Origin of the sequence: Pusillimonas sp. NJUB218 (genome assembly GCF_003788685.1) — a bacterium.
Lineage (GTDB): Bacteria > Pseudomonadota > Gammaproteobacteria > Burkholderiales > Burkholderiaceae_B > Neopusillimonas.
Genome location: NZ_NQMK01000008.1, coordinates 162,736 through 177,798 on the forward strand (window position 1 = coordinate 162,736; position 15,063 = coordinate 177,798).

Genomic DNA, 15,063 nt, shown 5'->3' on the forward strand with positions numbered 1-15,063 from the left:
TTGTAGGGCAGGCTGATGCGCCTTGTTCTGTTGATTCTGGTGATATTGGCTGCTGCCATACAGTATCCCTTGTGGTGGGGTAAGGGCAGCTGGGCTCGAGTCAGCGAACTAGAACAGCAGCTTGCCCGTCAAGAAGAGAAAAACGAAGCCTTGGCCGCGCGTAACAACGCATTGGCGGCCGAGGTTCAAGATCTTAAATCGGGTACGGCCGCTGTCGAAGAGCGCGCCAGATTCGAATTAGGTATGGTCAAAGAGGGCGATGTGTTCGTGCATATATTGCCCTCCGACGAGCCTTCCCCCTGATTGTCCCCGGGCGTGGTTCCCGCGTCTTCTGCTGCGCTGTGAGCGCCGCCTCCATTTTCGGTACTGCTTTCCGGTACCAGGCTGCCGCCTGATTCGTTACCCGGGTTGCTGCCTGTGTCTGCGTTATTTCCTAGCCCTTCGTTCTCGTTCAGGCCTGGCGACCCGGCATACTCGTTTGCGGGTGGGCTTGTGGCGTCGTGTATTGCCGGCGGCTGAGGTAGCGTGGTGTCGTGGTCGTTCCAGTGACGGTGTGCCGCGGTATCGCGTGTGCGCGTTACCCTGCCAGACGGGTCGTCGGGCCAGAGTACCGGATGTGATTGCATCTCGACTACGGCCTCTTGTGTAAGCGCCAGCGTGTTGCCTGCCATGGTCTCTAGGCCGGGCAGCAGGGGCTTGTAGCGGTAAGTCAATCTTAAGATGAGCGCATTGGCCTGGTAGATGGTCTGGGCCGATCGTGGGCCTGTGCCGTTGGGCTGGCCTTGTTGCCGGTACGCGGTATCTTGTTCAAATTGGTAGCTATTGTTGATGGTGGGTAACCCACTGTGGTGGCGTACGTCTGGTGCCAATGTCTTGAAGTCTTCGAAGACAGTTGCCGAGGGCGATACGATTTGAATGTGCCAGGGCAGTGTTGCGTGATGCAGATGGTGCCGTTCAAGCGCATGTTGTACGCGTTGGCTTGATGGTTGGCTGGCCGTGCCGGGGTACAGCGGCCCCAGCGCCGCCTCGAACGCGCGCGCAATAGCTAATGGGTTGGCGTGTTCTGTGCTCCCCGCGCGCCCTGCCTCGACGAGGGCCATGCTAATGGCTTGCCGGGTGAACATCCAGTGCGAAATTTCGATGCCGCCCAACGCGGTTACCAGCAAAGGTATGGCCACCAGCAAGAATTCAACCAGTCCGGTACCGCGTTGCCGTGTCGGGGCTTCAGGCAGCGAATGTCGCCGCCTGAGCAGTGCTCTGAAACCAGCAAGCGCTTTTTGCGACACGTAGCTAATACGCGCCCGTGTCGTGCGGGCAGCGACCGCTTTGGGCAGCAACGTATTTTGCCAAAGAACCGGAAGGTAAAAAAAACGGGCCATCAGGCATTGTGTGCCAGGGCCCGGATACTGTCGACGGCGGCTTATACGCCTGGGTTGATTAGTCTATGGTGTTGATTGAGCTAAATCAATGGACTGATTTAGGGTTGGCATGCCCGCTGTCCAGGTTTTCGGTGAAGAGCCCGGCGCAATCGACGGCATCGAACGCATAGGGTTTGCCGCAAAAATTGCACGATACGTCGATATTTTCGCGCTCGCCCAAAATGCTTTCGATTTCTTCGCGGCCCAGCATGCGCAGCATGTTGCCGACCCGCTCGCGGGTGCAGGGGCAAAACCAGTGAACCGTCTTGGGTTCGAAGGTCAGCAGCGCTTCTTCCCAGAACAGGCGCTTTACGATTTGATCGGATTCGAGGTTCAGGAGTTCGTCGGTTTGCAGCGTTTCGGACAAAATGACGGCGCGTTGCCAGGTGTCGTCGGCGCTTTGTGCGTCGGCCAGTCGATTGCCGCCATGGCCCGGTAGCCGCTGTAGCAGCATGCCTGTAGCGCAGCGCCCGTTGGCCGCCAGCCATAGTCGGGTATCGAGTTGTTCGGAATTGCGCATGTACAGTTCGAGCACTTGTGCGACAGTATCGCCTTCAAGCGGGACGATGCCTTGATAAGGTTGCATGTCGGTGGTGTCGCGGTTGGGGTCGAGCACCACAATAAAGCGGCCTTGCCCGTTGGCGTTCAGCAGCGATTGCAAGGTACCGTCTTCTGGTATTTCGTGCCCCTCGCGCAGGGTGGCGGTAGCCCGGATGTTCAGATTGACGTTGCACTCGACCACTATCAGGGCGACTGGGCCATCGCCCTGCAGCTGTAGCACCAGAGAACCGTCAAGCTTGATATTGGACGCCAGCAGCACGGCGGCGGCAGCCAGCTCGCCAAGTAGGCGCTCGACGCATGCAGGGTAGTGCTGATGCACGAGCCCGGTTTGCCAGGCCTCGGTCAGGCGCACGGCCTGCACCCGGACGGATTGGTCTTGAAATAGGTATTTTTTAAGTTCGTTGCTCATGCCGCTATTTTAGCCTAGCGCCGCTTTGACGCCTCTACTTCAGACGCTTCAGGTGCTGGGCGTATTCGCGACCGCGGTCGGCATAGTGCTGGCTGTTATGCGACAGGTTGTGCAGCTCTTCTTCCGATAGCTGGCGAACAATTTTACCGATGCCAATGACGAGTGAGCCATCGGGAATGTGACGGCCTTCGGGCACAATGGCGCCGGCGCCGATCAGGCAGTTTTTACCGATATGGGCATTGTTCAGGATAATGGCTTGCATGCCGATGAGGGTACCGTCTTCGATGGTGCACCCATGCAACATGGCCTGGTGCCCGACCGTGACGTTGTCGCCAATGGTCATGGGGATGCCTTCGTCGACGTGAAGCACACTGTTTTCCTGGATGTTGCTGTTAGACCCAATGACGATAGGGGCGTTGTCGCCACGGATGCTGACATTGGACCAGATGCTGACGCCAGCCTTGAGGGTAACGTCGCCAATAATGTCGGCACTGTCAAAAATGAAAGTATCGGGGTCGATGCTGGGGATGAGGTTTTTAAGCGCGTAAACAGGCATGGCAAACAATCGGCAATGGTTTTAAAGGCTTAATGATACCGGCCCTGCCTGGTTTTCGTGGGCTTGTGAATTGGCCGTAAGTGAATGTTGTCTGTGGCCGGCGAACCAAAAATAGCCGTCACGGTCTATTGAGGCCAAATCGCCGGTAAGAAACCAGTTGTGTCGGAAGCGCCTGGCGGTTTCCTCGTCTTGCTGCCAGTAACCCAAGAAGATGGCCGGGTCGCGAAAACCGTTAAGGTCAAAACGGTTGACGGCGATTTCGCCGACTGTGCCGGCAGGACAAACGCGTCCGGCCTCGTCTAGCACGCTGACGAGGTGCCCTGGGTAGGCGCGGCCCATGCTGCCAGGACGAGCTGGCCAGCGCAGGTGGCTGTGCCCAATAAGGTAAGCGGCCTCGGTGACACCATAAACATGGTTGGGGCTCAAGCCCAGAATAGCTTCGCACCACTCGTGAATGGCGGGGGTGGGGTGTGTGCCGGTGGCCATAATGGCCCGTAGTGAAAATTGTGCTGGGTTCAGGTCGGGCGACTCGACCATGACAGCCCGCAAGGACGACCAGGGCACGCTGATATTGGTGACTTTGTAATCAATAAGCGCACTGAGTGTGCGTTGTACCGAGTGGTTGCCTTGGAGGCCCACAATGGGCCGACCAAAATACAAGCAGGGCAATAGACCGTTAAGTAGGCCGTCGGGCGTGGTCCAGTCAGACTGGGTCCAGAAGACGTCGTCGGGCAGCGGAAACCAGTTTTGCGAGGCGACAAAGCCGGGCAACTGCCCAATCAGGGCGCTGTGTGACAGCATAATGCCTTGCAAGGGCGCGTCGGTGGCCATGGGGTAGATAAGGAATGCCGGGCTTTGCGCACTGGTAGGGGCCAGACGAAAGCTGCTGTTTTGGCGCGCCAGCAGGCTGGACCAAGATAGCGTGGCTTCGTGCTGGAACCCGAAACCGATGATTTGCCCTAAAGCCGGGTAGCGCGACTGCGCTTGTAGCAAACTGGGGATATTGGCTGAATCGACTATGGCGATCCGGGCCTGCGCATTGACCACCCGGGCAGTAACTTGCTGCGCCGTTAATATGGATGAGAGCGGTACAACAACGCCACCTACTCCGAGAATGGCCATGCAGGCGGCGACAAATTCGGGGCCTTGCGCCATGGCGACAACAACCCGGTCGCCTTGGGCAACCCCCATGCGCAGCAGGCCATTGGCCAGTTTGCAGGTGGTTTCGGCCAACTGGCCGTAACTGCACCGAATGCTATCGCCGAACTCGTCTTCGCCAAGTATCGCGGGCCGACGCCCTTCGAGGGGGTTGGTGGCCCACCGATGGATGCAAACCTCTGAGATATTGAACTGCGAGGGCACATACCACTTATAGGAAGCGTACAGCGCCGAGTACTGGTCGTTCATTGTCGTTGAAACACCTAACAGGTCATCGGAGACGATCCGGCAGTCTTTACCGATGCAAGCATGAACGACTCGGGCGTTATGTGCAATGTTTTGCGCGCACAATCGACGCGCTATAAGGGTTTATACGGATACTAGTCGCGTGCCAAGCAAGCGGTCGTGCAAAAACTGTTTGTCTTTATCAAACCAGGTCCAGATAAACAGTGCAAAAGGGGTGAAGATAATCAGCAAGTCGGTGGCGCCATAGCCCGTGAGCAGTCCCAGGCCCTTGACCAGCAATGCAGCCACCATCAGTACAGGCCAGATGAGCAAGTATCGCAAGACAAGCCGAGACAGGCGAGGCGGCTTGCCATCACGGTCAATAAGACGGACATTCCAAGTTTTCATGGGCAGGGTTTGCCCGCCGTAACGCCAGCAGGCCACGAAATACAACCCGATCGCCAGGAAAAGTACGAACTGCCGTCCATGTCTAAAGGTCAGCCCGCTGCGGCTTTGTGTCAGGGTGTCGAACAGGTAGCCGGCCAGAAAAACGACGGCAAAAAGCAAAACGCCTTCGTACATCATGCAGGCGAAGCGTTTAAGGCGGCTGGGTGTATTGAGAACTGGTGTGGCCGGCGTTGCGGGAGTGGTAGGCGTCTTTTTTGACATTGCTGGGCAGAAAAAATAAATCGGTGCCCGCATTATCGCCCATTACGTCAGGCATCGCGGTATGACGGACACAAAAGCAAAAAGCCGCAATATGCGGCTTTTTCTTCGACTGATCGCGTCGGCGGGCAGATTCTACCCGATAAGGGCGCGAATCAGCGGTTACTGCGGTTGACCTTAGGCAGCTGATTCGGCAGTGCGTACGGTAACAACTTTTGCAGGTGCGCTTTTTGCTGCCTTGCCGCTAAGTTTCACGAACAGATTTTTCAGCGCTTTACCGGGTTTGATACGCATTTGCTCTTCGATAGCCGCTTGCATAAGTTGGCGCTCGAGTTCATCGGTAAGACGGATGTCGCTGTGCAGTTGGTTCATGATTTAGCCTCTTTAAGTAAATTGAACGTTTCGTTCAGGGTTAACCCTATTATAGGGAAAACCCTAGGCCAATTGCAAGCTGTTTTGCTGCACTGCGTAAGAATGTTGTTTTTATGCGGGTTCAGTGCCAAAAAACTACAGCGTGTTCACTTCTTTTCTCGTCGGTAGCTTTCTTTGACCATGTCGAATACAAAAAGGCGGCAATCGAGGGCGCCATTGTGTAAAGGGATGCGACGGCGGGGCTTTAGACGTAATTTTTGGGGCAGCTCAAGGTCGCTGGAAATAATGTTTACATGCCAATTGCTGTAGTTTTGCTTCAAATTTTGCGACCACTGCCACCATAGGTCGTCGTCGCTATCTTCAAGGCGTTCGCCATAGGGCGGGTTGGTGACCAGCCAGCCGTGATCGGCCGGGGGCAGCACATTACGGGCATCGGCAACCTCAAGGCGGATGGTGTCGGGTGTGAGCCAGGCACGGTCAAGGTTTTGACGGGCGGCTTCAATGGCGGCAGGGTTCAGGTCGCAGCCCACCAGGGGGGTATCCAGCCGCGTTGCAATACGAGAGCGTGCTTCGGCCTTGATGTCTTTCCAGTGGCGATCGTCGTGATTGCGCAGGCGCTCGAAGGCAAATGGGCGCCAGATGCCTGCCGGCACGCCCAGGGCTATCCAGGCGGCCTCGATAAGAATGGTCCCGCTGCCGCAAAAGGGGTCGAGCAAGGGGGCGTTTGGGTCCCAACCGGAAAGCGCAAGCAGGCCAGCTGCAAGGTTCTCGCGGATCGGGGCTTCGCCCTTGTCGAGACGCCAGCCGCGCTTGAAGAGCGATTCGCCAGATGTGTCCAGATACAGGGTAGCGCTGGTTTCGTCCAGAAAGAGATGCACGCGGGCGTCTGGGCGTACTGTGTCGATGTCGGGGCGCTGGCCTTCTCTGTCGCGTAAGCGGTCGCAAATGCCATCTTTGGCGCGCAGGTTGCAGTACTGCAGACTTTGCATGGGGCTGCGGATCGCCGAGGTATCGACCCGCAGCGTTTGTTCAGCACCAAACCAGCGTTCCCAGGGCGTGTTGTACGCAAGATCGAGAATATCGTTTTCGGTGTTGACGGGCCGGTGGGCCACCTGAACGAGAACGCGCGTGGCCAGACGCGAATACAGGTTGATGCGCAAGATACCTGACCAGTCGGTGCTCAGACGGCATCCGGCTCGATCGGCAACGGCGTCGTCAAAGCCCAAGGCGTTCAGTTCGGCAGCAAGCGCCTCTTCGAGTCCGTGCGGGCAAGGGGTGAACACGCGAAATGTTTCGGCAACCCTGATGCGGCTCGGGCTGTTGCGTGCGTCTGATCTGGGCCGACGTACAACAGGGGCGGTGGCCGCTTGCGAGTGTGGGTCTTGGTCTGGGCGGCGTGCGCCCTTGGGACGCTCGGCCGTGCGGGACCGTTCAGGTCTTGCTGGCTTGGCCGTATCGAGCGATGTTTCGGCAACTGGGGCATCGGCCAGCTCGGCGTCGAAGGTGTCGGTTCTGCGTCGTGTTAGTTCGCGTTGTGCCACCAAACGTGCACGTGCGCCCGAGCGCTTGCGTGGCCCATCCGACGTGCTGGTTACGTCTGAGTCTGATGGTTTCTTTTTAAGAGTGAGCGTCTTTTTAGGTTGCGAGGTCGTCATGGTCGTTATTGTTTTAGAAGGGTCGAGTCACGACCAGGATGAGGATGATCAGCAACAGAATGACCGGTAGCTCGTTATACCAACGGTAAAAGCGGTGGCTGCGGGTATTGGCGTTTGCTTCGAAGTGACGCAAAATGCGGGCGCAACTGACGTGGTAAACCAGCAAAACAACAACAAGCAGCAATTTGGCGTGCATCCAGCCCTGGCCGCGGCCAAGACCATAGCCCAGGTACAGCCACAAGCCCAGCGCAATGGCCGGCACTGCCAGAATGGTCATGAAGCGGTACAGGCGGCGTGCCATTCCCACCAGTGTTTGATACGTTTCGCCGGCGGGGGTTTGCGCCAGGTTGACGTAGATGCGCGGTAAGTAAAACAGACCGGCAAACCACGAGATAACAAAGAGCAGGTGGAAGGTTTTTACCCAGAGCATGAAAGTGACGCCAAAACCAGAATAATGTATTTGAAACGCACGCTTAGCCGCGCAATTGGCCGTTACCCGTCAGTACCCATTTCAGGGTCGTCAGGCCTTCTAGCCCTACAGGCCCGCGTGCGTGCAGACGATTGGTCGAGATACCGATTTCAGCCCCCAGGCCGTACTCGAATCCATCGGCAAAGCAGGTGGGCAAGTTGATGTACACCGAGCTTGAGTCAACATGGCGCTGAAAGCGCGTTGCTGCATCGATGTTTTCGGTGACGATGGACTCGGTGTGGCCAGAGCTGTACTGCGCGATATGAGCCATGGCATCGTCTTGTGAGTCGACAATGCGTACGGCCAGGATGGCAGCGAGGTATTCGGTGGCCCAATCGTCTTCGGTGGCGGCGACGGCTTCGGGTACCAGAGCACGGGTACGGTCGCACCCGCGCAGCTCAACGCCTTTATCGAGCAGGGTGCGTGCAATGCGTGGCAGGGCGACAGGGGCGATGTCGGCGTGAACCAGCAGTGTCTCCATGGCGCCGCATACGCCGTATCGGTAGGTTTTTGCATTCACGGCGATATCGTGTGCCTTGTCGAGATCAGCCGCACGGTCGATATAGACATGGCAGTTGCCGTCGAGGTGCTTGATGAGCGGGACCTTGGCTTCTTCTGAAAGTCGTTTAATCAGCCCCTTGCCGCCACGCGGGATGATGACATCGATATAGTCGGTCAGGGTAATAAGGTGTCCGACGGCGGCACGGTCGGTGGTGTCGACGACTTGTACGGCATGTTCGGGCAAACCGGCATCGGCCAGCCCGGCCTGAATGATGCGGCCCAGTGCCCTGTTGCTATTGAAGGCCTCGCTGCCGCCGCGCAAAATGGTGGCGTTGCCCGACTTAAGGCATAACGCTGCGGCGTCGATGGTGACGTTGGGGCGGGACTCGTAGATGATGCCAATCACGCCCAAAGGCACGCGCATTTGTCCGACACGCATGCCATTGGGCCGCAGTGTGGATGCTGTCATGCTGCCGACTGGGTCGGGCATGGCTGCAATTTGCCGTAAACCGGTAGCCATGATGTTCAAGGCCTTGTCAGACAAGGTCAGGCGATCGAGCAGGGCGGGCTCAAGGTTGTTTTGGCGAGCCGCCTCTAGGTCGCGTTCATTTTCGGCTTGCAGCTCGGCGCGTTGCGACTCAAGGCGGCTGGCCATGGCCAGCAGGGCGGCCGATTTAGCCTGGTCGGAAGCGACCATCAGGTCGCGGGAAGCGGCGCGCGCGCGGCGCCCCAGTTCGGTGATGGCGTATGCGATGTCTTGTGTCATGGCTATGTTTGAAACTAATGTGTTCTTGGGGGGCGCGCCACGCGTAATGCCAGGCGTGCCAGTTCTTCCCAGGGGGCGTCGAGGCGGCCGGGCACCGGCAAGCCCTTGATCAGGCGGTCGATGTCGTGCGCGTGTTGCACCGCGGCGGGCCATGCCGTTGCAGGTAAACGGCCCAGGGTTTGGCGGATCAGGTTTTCGCGTGGGCCGAAAATACGGTAGTCGCGCATGAGCCCCTGCAAATTATGCCCTTGCGTTTGCGCTTGTGCCAGTCGAGCCAGCACGCGGACCTCTTCGCCAATGGCCCATAATACCAGCGGAAGGGCTTCGCCTTCGGCCTTCAGGCCGGCCAGTATGGTTAATGTACGAGCCGGATCACCGGCCAGCATCGCGTCGCGCAAACCGAATAGGTCGTAGCGCGCCACGTTAAGCACGGCTTGCTCCACGTCGTGAGCTTGTAGTGGGCCCTCGGGGTACAGCAAGCCCAGCTTCATGATTTCTTGGTGGGCGGCCAGCAGGTTGCCTTCGACGCGATCTGCAATCCAGGCCAAGGTGTTGGGGTCGGCGCTTTGTTTTTGGGCGGCCAGGCGCTGGCCGATCCAGTTTGGCAAGGCTTGGCGCGATACATTAGGCAGTTCAACCACGGTGGCGGCCTGCCATAGGGCCCCTGCCCATTTGCTGTTGCGGGTTGTTTTGTCGAGCCTGGGCAAGGTAACGACGGTGACGGTGTCGTCGCTGCCGTTTGCGGCATCGGTGGCCAGTGCTTGCAGCGCGTCTGCACCCGGTTTGCCCGGTTTGCCTGACGGAATCCTTACCTCGATAAGACGTCGGTCGCCAAAGAGCGAAATATTTCGTGCCGCGCCAGAGAGCTCCGTCCAGTCGCTGCGGGCATCCATAACCAGGCTGGTACGTTCGGTGTAACCCGCCTGGCGTGCCGCTGCACGAACGCCGTCACCGGCCTCGGTTAGCAGCAGCGGCTCGTCTCCGGTAATAACGTACAGCGGGTCGAAGCGCGCACCTGGTCGCGACAACTGATCAAGCAGGCGTGCGGCATCGATGGTTTTGCCCATGATTCTGCGCTTAGTAAAACGCCCCGGATGGACTCAGGTTGGGCATCCGCAAGATAGACGGTGTGGCACCGTCAGACCCCATTTGTGGTCGTTCGGGCACTTTGGTGGCGCTTTCGTCGACCGGCAGGTCTTCGGGGTTTTCGAAGGCCGCGCGAACTTCGGGCGCAGTCATGCGCCGCACAATACGGTCGACCAGACTTTGCTGCATTTCGATATACAGTGAGCCGATTTCGCCCTGTTTAGCTTGCAAGGCCCCCGAGTCGTAAGGAATTTCGCGGGTGGCGATCAGCGTGGTCGGTGGCAAAATCACGTGCCCTTTGTTGTCGGTCAGCTGAAAGACAAATTCAATGCGCAGTTCGTACTCTTCAACCTGCCCCTGCACGCTGATAGACACTTCTTCGAGCGTTTGGGTGTTGGAGAGTTCGGTCAGGCGCGCCTGCGCCTGGGTGACGTCGTTGGTGAAGCGGGTTTCAGGTGACGAGGCGATGATGGAGCGCCGTAACTGCGCGCCAAACGCCGAGTTTTCGGCAATATTGGTGTAAAGCGTATTGAAGGGCAACGGTGTTTGCCCTTTAAGACGAAAACCGCAGGCTGTGAGCAATGCCACCAGCCCCACGCAGGCCAGCAGGCGCAAACCGGTTGAAAAGCGGCCTGACAGGCCTGATTGAGTATGGTGGCTTTGCATGAGCAGGGTCATCCAACAATATTGACGAGTTTACCGGGTACCACAATGATGCGTTTTACCGGTCGGCCTTCGAGGAACTTGCCAACGGCCTCGTGTGAGCCGGCCTGGGCTTCGATGTCGGCTTTTGAAGCACCGTTGGGTACCTTCAGGCTGCCGCGCAGCTTGCCATTGACCTGCAGCATCAGTTCGATTTCGTCGGCTACCAGTGCAGCCTCATCGACTTCGGGCCAAGGGGCGTCGAGCAAGTCGCCGTACGTTTTGCTGTAGCCCAGGTCTTCCCAGAGCTTCCAGGTAATGTGCGGCACAACGGGGTAGAGCACGCGCAACAAGACGCCGAGCGTGTCTGCAATGGCCTGTTGGGCCACCAACGTATCGGGCAGCTGGGCTGACTCGAGCGTGTTGAGCATTTTCATGCATGCCGACACTACCGTGTTGTACTGGATGCGCTGGTAGTCGTAGTCGGCTTGCTTGAGCAGCCCGTATATCTCGCGGCGCAGGGTTTTGCTGGCCTCGTCGGCGTCTTTCCATACAGGGGTGGTGCCCAGGGCCGCGCTAACGGCTGTTTGATGAGCGTTGGCGTAGTTCCATAGGCGGCGCAAGAAACGATGGGCGCCGTCGACACCGGTGTCAGACCATTCGAGGGTTTGCTCGGGCGGACTGGCAAACATGACGAACAGACGGGCCGTATCGGCGCCCATGGTGTCAATAAGAGACTGCGGGTCGACACCGTTATTTTTGGACTTGGACATGGTGCCGATTCCGCCGTACTCTACCGGCGAACCATCGGATTTCAGGGTGGCGCCAGTGATGACGCCTTTGGCGTCGTACTGGTTCTCGACCTCTTCGGGCCAGAAGTACTCGATGCCGCCTTGGGCGTTTTTACGCGAATAGATATGGTTCAGCACCATGCCCTGGCACAACAGCCGGGTGAAGGGCTCGTCGAACTTGACCAGACCCAGGTCGCGCATGACGCGTGTCCAGAAGCGGGCATACAGCAAGTGCAGCACGGCGTGCTCGATGCCACCAATGTATTGATCCATTGGCATCCAGTAGTCGTTGCGCTGGTCGACCATGGCCAGGTCGTTGCCGGGCGAGGTATAGCGCATGAAATACCAGGATGAGTCGACGAAGGTGTCCATGGTGTCGGTTTCGCGACGAGCGTCGGCCCCGCATTTGGGGCATTTGCAGGCCAGGAAGGCTTCGTTTTTTGCCAAGGGGTTGCCTGTGCCATCGGGAATGAGGTCTTCGGGCAATACGACGGGCAGGTCTTTTTCAGGAACAGGTACCGGGCCGCAGCTGGCGCAGTGGATGATAGGGATGGGCGTACCCCAATAGCGCTGGCGTGAAATACCCCAGTCGCGCAGGCGCCAGGTGGTTTGTTTCTCGCCCAGGCCTTTGGCGGCCAAGTCGGCGGCCACGGCGTCAACGGCAGCCGTATAGGGCAGGCCGTTATATTTGCCGGAGTTGGTGGTGGCACCTTGTTGCTTGTCGCCATACCATTCTTGCCAGGCATCGGTCGAATAGCTTTTACCGTCGACCGCGATGACGTCGAGAATGGGCAGGTTGTATTTTTTAGCGAAAGCAAAGTCGCGTTCGTCGTGGGCGGGAACCCCCATGACTGCGCCGTCACCGTAGCTCATGAGCACATAATTGCCTACCCAAACCTCAATAGGCTCGCCTGTCAGCGGATGAGTGACGGTCAGCCCGGTAGGCATCCCTTCTTTTTCGCGGGTGGCCAGTTCGGCTTCGGTGGTGCCGCCCAGTTTGCAGGCCTCGATGAAATCGGCCAGCGCCGGGTTGCCCCGGGCCGCGTGAGTGGCCAGCGGGTGCTCGGGTGCAACAGCACAGAAAGTGACGCCCATGATGGTGTCGGCGCGTGTGGTAAAGACGTACATGCGGCCGTCTTGAATGAGGCTGCCGTTGGCGTCTTTGATGTCGTGCGTGAAAGCGAAGCGTACGCCTTCGCTTTTGCCGATCCAGTTTTCCTGCATCAGGCGTACGCGTTCGGGCCATCCGGGCAGGCCGTTCTTGACCTGGTCGAGTAGTTCGTCGGCGTAGTCGGTAATGCGCAGGTAGTATCCGGGGATCTCGCGTTTTTCGATGGGGGCGCCTGAGCGCCAGCCGCGGCCGTCAATGACTTGCTCGTTGGCCAGTACGGTTTGGTCGACCGGGTCCCAGTTGACGACTTGGGTCTTGCGATACGCAATACCTTTTTCGAGCATTTTCAGGAAGAGCCACTGGTTCCATTTGTAGTAGCTCGGGTCGCAGGCACACATTTCGCGCGACCAGTCGATCGCCAGCCCCATCGCCTTCATTTGCTTTTTCATGTAGGCGATGTTGTCGTATGTCCATTTTGCAGGCGGCACTTTGGACTTCATGGCGGCGTTCTCGGCCGGCATGCCAAAGGCGTCCCAGCCCATTGGCATCAGGACGTTATAGCCCCGCATGCGCAACTGACGCGCCATCATGTCGTTGATGGTGTAGTTGCGAACGTGACCCATGTGCAGCTTTCCGCTGGGGTAAGGCAGCATCGAGCAGGCGTAAAACTTGGGTTTGGCCGAGCCGTCGGGCAAGGTGGCGTCTTCGGTCACCAAATAGGCGTCGCGTGACTGCCAGTTGTGTTGGGCGGCGGTTTCGACTTCGTTGGGGCTGTAGCGTTCCTGCATGATGTCGTGTTCTTTTAGAAGGTAAATGCAAACCATACATTATAGGACGCCCGAGCAGGGCGTGCCGTGCATGCGTCGGCCAGGGGGCGGACATAAAAAAACCCCGCCGTAGCAGGGTTTTTTTATTTCAAAGCAACCAATTACTTCAGTTTGGTTTCTTTGTAGTCAACGTGCTTGCGAGCGACGGGATCAAATTTCTTGATCAGCATCTTTTCGGGCATGTTGCGCTTGTTTTTGGTGGTCGTGTAGAAATGACCCGTGCCAGCGGTGGACTCGAGTTTGATTTTCTCGCGGATACCTTTTGCCATGATGAGCTCCTTGTAGCGCTAGCGTTATTGATTAAGCGACTTCGCCGCGAGCACGCAGATCGGCCAGAACGGATTCGATGCCGTTTTTGTCAATTGTGCGCAGGGCGTTGGTGCTGACACGCAGGCGAACCCAACGGTTTTCGCTTTCGACCCAGAAACGGCGCGATTGCAGGTTGGGTAAGAAGCGACGCTTGGTTTTATTGTTTGCGTGCGAAACATTGTTGCCCACCATTGGGCCTTTGCCGGTAACTTGGCATACGCGTGCCATAATGTGTGCCCCTTAAGACTGTATTCTGCGGTATTCGGTTATGGTAATCAGCAATAAATTACCCGGTAAGCCAGCTATTCTAATACGAAAAGCATAATTGAATCAAGCTTTCGTCAATGCAATGCGTCCGAAAAGCCACGATAACACGGCGCACACTGCTAACAAGCCTGTCATGGGCAGGGCAGTTTCAGACTGCCAGGCGCTGACGGCAAGGCCGGCCAGTGTACCGCAAAGCATTTGCAGTGTCCCCATCAGAGCCGAGGCGACCCCAAGGCGACGGCCTTGCTTGTTAAGGGCCATGGCGGCCGAATTGGGCAAAATAAACCCTTGTCCGGCCATGAAGCCGACCAGGCAGATCATGAACAGTGTCAGGTTCAGGATGCCTGTCAGGGTTAGGGCGACGCCGATTAACGAGATAACCACGATGGCCCTTTGGGCAAACCGCAACAGTTTGTCGGGCGAGTGTCGATTAAGCAGGCGCGCACTGAGCTGCGACATTGTGATCAATGCCGCAGCGTTGATGCCGAACAAAACGCCGAAAGAGTCGGGGCCGACTTTGTAAACGTCCATGAGGACGCGAGGGGCGCCGGAGATATACGTGAACAGGCCTGCGGTACCAAAGCTGCCGGCCAGTGCGTAGAAAATAAAGTGGCGATCGCCTAGCAACCCCCAGTAATTTCGCCCGATGGTTTTGACATTGAGCGGAATTCTTTTTTCGGGAACCAGTGACTCGCGCATGTGGCGCCAAGAGGCGAACAGCAATACCAGGCCGCTGATGGCCATAAGGCCGAAGATGCCTCGCCAGCCTACAAAAGGAAGGATTTGCCCGCCAATAAGAGGGCCGAGAATAGGCGTAACGCCCATGATCAAGATGAGCAGCGATAGGGCTTTTGAGGCTTCGCGCGTGTCCATCTGGTCGCGGATGACTGCGCGGGGAATGACCATCCCGGCGGCGCCGCCAAAGGCTTGAACCACACGCCAGGCTGTCAGGTGCTCGATGTCGCTGGTAAGCGCACAGGTAATCGACGCTATGGTAAACAGCACCAGCCCGAAAATCAGCGGGGGGCGTCGACCGAAGCGGTCGGCCAATGGGCCATAAGCCAGTTGCGCCAGCGACAGCCCGAACAAATAACTGGCCAGAGTGCGCTCAACGTTGCCTTGCGACGTAGCCAAACCTTCGGCAATAAACGGAAATGACGGCAGGTAGAGATCGATGGCCAATGGGCCAAGCGCCGACAGCGCGCCCATGAGCAACAGCCAGCCGGGTATAGAAGAAGTTTTGGGAGTGGACATGCAACTGCGTAGAAATGGCC

General features: G+C 57.8%; 16 protein-coding genes. 1 reads left to right on the top strand and 15 read right to left on the bottom strand.

Features of this window, described 5'->3' with window-relative positions; translation table 11 throughout:
* The first annotated feature begins 15 nt into the window (after window positions 1–15).
* Window positions 16–303, top strand: coding sequence for a cell division protein FtsB (gene ftsB / locus CHR62_RS11625; RefSeq protein ID WP_093969039.1), 288 nt, complete (start codon window positions 16–18; stop codon window positions 301–303).
* On the opposite strand, the gene CHR62_RS11630 is transcribed toward ftsB, so the two are convergent.
* From CHR62_RS11630 to CHR62_RS11700, 15 genes are all read right to left on the bottom strand, one after another.
* The gene (locus CHR62_RS11630; protein WP_123661033.1) at window positions 186–1,379 is read right to left on the bottom strand and encodes a TadE/TadG family type IV pilus assembly protein; all 1,194 of its coding nucleotides are present in this window, start codon (window positions 1,377–1,379) and stop codon (window positions 186–188) included. The two genes, ftsB and CHR62_RS11630, sit on opposite strands and share 118 nt — an antisense overlap.
* An 85-nt stretch (window positions 1,380–1,464) precedes the next feature.
* Window positions 1,465–2,388: an Hsp33 family molecular chaperone HslO gene (locus CHR62_RS11635; protein ID WP_123661034.1), complete on the bottom strand. Its 924-nt coding sequence runs from the start codon at window positions 2,386–2,388 to the stop codon at window positions 1,465–1,467.
* A 34-nt stretch (window positions 2,389–2,422) separates the two neighbouring features.
* Window positions 2,423–2,944, bottom strand: coding sequence for a gamma carbonic anhydrase family protein (locus tag CHR62_RS11640; RefSeq protein ID WP_123661035.1), 522 nt, complete (start codon window positions 2,942–2,944; stop codon window positions 2,423–2,425).
* Between the two features lie 21 nt (window positions 2,945–2,965).
* Window positions 2,966–4,351: an AMP-binding protein gene (locus CHR62_RS11645; protein WP_093969037.1), complete on the bottom strand. Its 1,386-nt coding sequence runs from the start codon at window positions 4,349–4,351 to the stop codon at window positions 2,966–2,968.
* Window positions 4,352–4,471: 120 nt separating this feature from the next.
* Window positions 4,472–4,996 carry an RDD family protein gene (locus CHR62_RS11650; RefSeq protein WP_123661036.1) on the bottom strand — a complete coding sequence of 175 codons (525 nt, stop codon included), beginning with the start codon at window positions 4,994–4,996 and terminating at the stop codon, window positions 4,472–4,474.
* 174 nt (window positions 4,997–5,170) lie between these two features.
* Window positions 5,171–5,365, bottom strand: a complete 195-nt coding sequence (locus tag CHR62_RS11655; RefSeq protein WP_093969036.1) for a hypothetical protein — start codon at window positions 5,363–5,365, stop codon at window positions 5,171–5,173.
* A gap of 146 nt (window positions 5,366–5,511) precedes the next feature.
* Complete coding sequence (locus CHR62_RS11660; RefSeq protein WP_370318062.1) at window positions 5,512–7,029, bottom strand: class I SAM-dependent RNA methyltransferase; 1,518 nt, start codon at window positions 7,027–7,029, stop codon at window positions 5,512–5,514.
* A gap of 4 nt (window positions 7,030–7,033) precedes the next feature.
* Window positions 7,034–7,450, bottom strand: coding sequence for a CopD family protein (locus CHR62_RS11665; protein WP_123661038.1), 417 nt, complete (start codon window positions 7,448–7,450; stop codon window positions 7,034–7,036).
* A 43-nt stretch (window positions 7,451–7,493) separates the two neighbouring features.
* A complete protein-coding gene (locus tag CHR62_RS11670) occupies window positions 7,494–8,756 on the bottom strand; it encodes a glutamate-5-semialdehyde dehydrogenase (protein ID WP_123661039.1) in 1,263 nt (420 codons plus the stop codon).
* Between the two features lie 14 nt (window positions 8,757–8,770).
* Window positions 8,771–9,823: a DNA polymerase III subunit delta gene (holA, locus tag CHR62_RS11675; protein WP_123661040.1), complete on the bottom strand. Its 1,053-nt coding sequence runs from the start codon at window positions 9,821–9,823 to the stop codon at window positions 8,771–8,773.
* Between the two features lie 10 nt (window positions 9,824–9,833).
* A complete protein-coding gene (lptE, locus tag CHR62_RS11680) occupies window positions 9,834–10,508 on the bottom strand; it encodes an LPS assembly lipoprotein LptE (protein WP_093969546.1) in 675 nt (224 codons plus the stop codon).
* 8 nt (window positions 10,509–10,516) lie between these two features.
* Window positions 10,517–13,174, bottom strand: coding sequence for a leucine--tRNA ligase (gene leuS, locus CHR62_RS11685; RefSeq protein ID WP_123661041.1), 2,658 nt, complete (start codon window positions 13,172–13,174; stop codon window positions 10,517–10,519).
* A gap of 140 nt (window positions 13,175–13,314) precedes the next feature.
* Window positions 13,315–13,482 (bottom strand): 50S ribosomal protein L33, encoded by a 168-nt coding sequence (gene rpmG, locus CHR62_RS11690; protein WP_003810296.1) that lies wholly within the window; start codon window positions 13,480–13,482, stop codon window positions 13,315–13,317.
* Between the two features lie 31 nt (window positions 13,483–13,513).
* Window positions 13,514–13,750 carry a 50S ribosomal protein L28 gene (gene rpmB / locus CHR62_RS11695; RefSeq protein ID WP_093969031.1) on the bottom strand — a complete coding sequence of 79 codons (237 nt, stop codon included), beginning with the start codon at window positions 13,748–13,750 and terminating at the stop codon, window positions 13,514–13,516.
* Window positions 13,751–13,852: 102 nt separating this feature from the next.
* The gene (locus CHR62_RS11700) at window positions 13,853–15,043 is read right to left on the bottom strand and encodes a multidrug effflux MFS transporter (RefSeq protein WP_233574976.1); all 1,191 of its coding nucleotides are present in this window, start codon (window positions 15,041–15,043) and stop codon (window positions 13,853–13,855) included.
* Window positions 15,044–15,063 lie beyond the last annotated feature (20 nt).

Coding starts and splice junctions, on each gene's coding strand:
- CHR62_RS11700 (WP_233574976.1), bottom strand. CDS start 15,043: ATGTCCACTCCCAAAACTTCTTCTATACCCGGCTGGCTGTTGCTCATG.
- CHR62_RS11640 (WP_123661035.1), bottom strand. CDS start 2,944: ATGCCTGTTTACGCGCTTAAAAACCTCATCCCCAGCATCGACCCCGAT.
- CHR62_RS11630 (WP_123661033.1), bottom strand. CDS start 1,379: ATGGCCCGTTTTTTTTACCTTCCGGTTCTTTGGCAAAATACGTTGCTG.
- rpmG (WP_003810296.1), bottom strand. CDS start 13,482: ATGGCAAAAGGTATCCGCGAGAAAATCAAACTCGAGTCCACCGCTGGC.
- holA (WP_123661040.1), bottom strand. CDS start 9,823: ATGGGCAAAACCATCGATGCCGCACGCCTGCTTGATCAGTTGTCGCGA.
- lptE (WP_093969546.1), bottom strand. CDS start 10,508: ATGCAAAGCCACCATACTCAATCAGGCCTGTCAGGCCGCTTTTCAACC.
- CHR62_RS11665 (WP_123661038.1), bottom strand. CDS start 7,450: ATGCTCTGGGTAAAAACCTTCCACCTGCTCTTTGTTATCTCGTGGTTT.
- CHR62_RS11635 (WP_123661034.1), bottom strand. CDS start 2,388: ATGAGCAACGAACTTAAAAAATACCTATTTCAAGACCAATCCGTCCGG.
- CHR62_RS11670 (WP_123661039.1), bottom strand. CDS start 8,756: ATGACACAAGACATCGCATACGCCATCACCGAACTGGGGCGCCGCGCG.
- leuS (WP_123661041.1), bottom strand. CDS start 13,174: ATGCAGGAACGCTACAGCCCCAACGAAGTCGAAACCGCCGCCCAACAC.
- CHR62_RS11645 (WP_093969037.1), bottom strand. CDS start 4,351: ATGAACGACCAGTACTCGGCGCTGTACGCTTCCTATAAGTGGTATGTG.
- CHR62_RS11655 (WP_093969036.1), bottom strand. CDS start 5,365: ATGAACCAACTGCACAGCGACATCCGTCTTACCGATGAACTCGAGCGC.
- ftsB (WP_093969039.1), top strand. CDS start 16: ATGCGCCTTGTTCTGTTGATTCTGGTGATATTGGCTGCTGCCATACAG.
- rpmB (WP_093969031.1), bottom strand. CDS start 13,750: ATGGCACGCGTATGCCAAGTTACCGGCAAAGGCCCAATGGTGGGCAAC.
- CHR62_RS11650 (WP_123661036.1), bottom strand. CDS start 4,996: ATGTCAAAAAAGACGCCTACCACTCCCGCAACGCCGGCCACACCAGTT.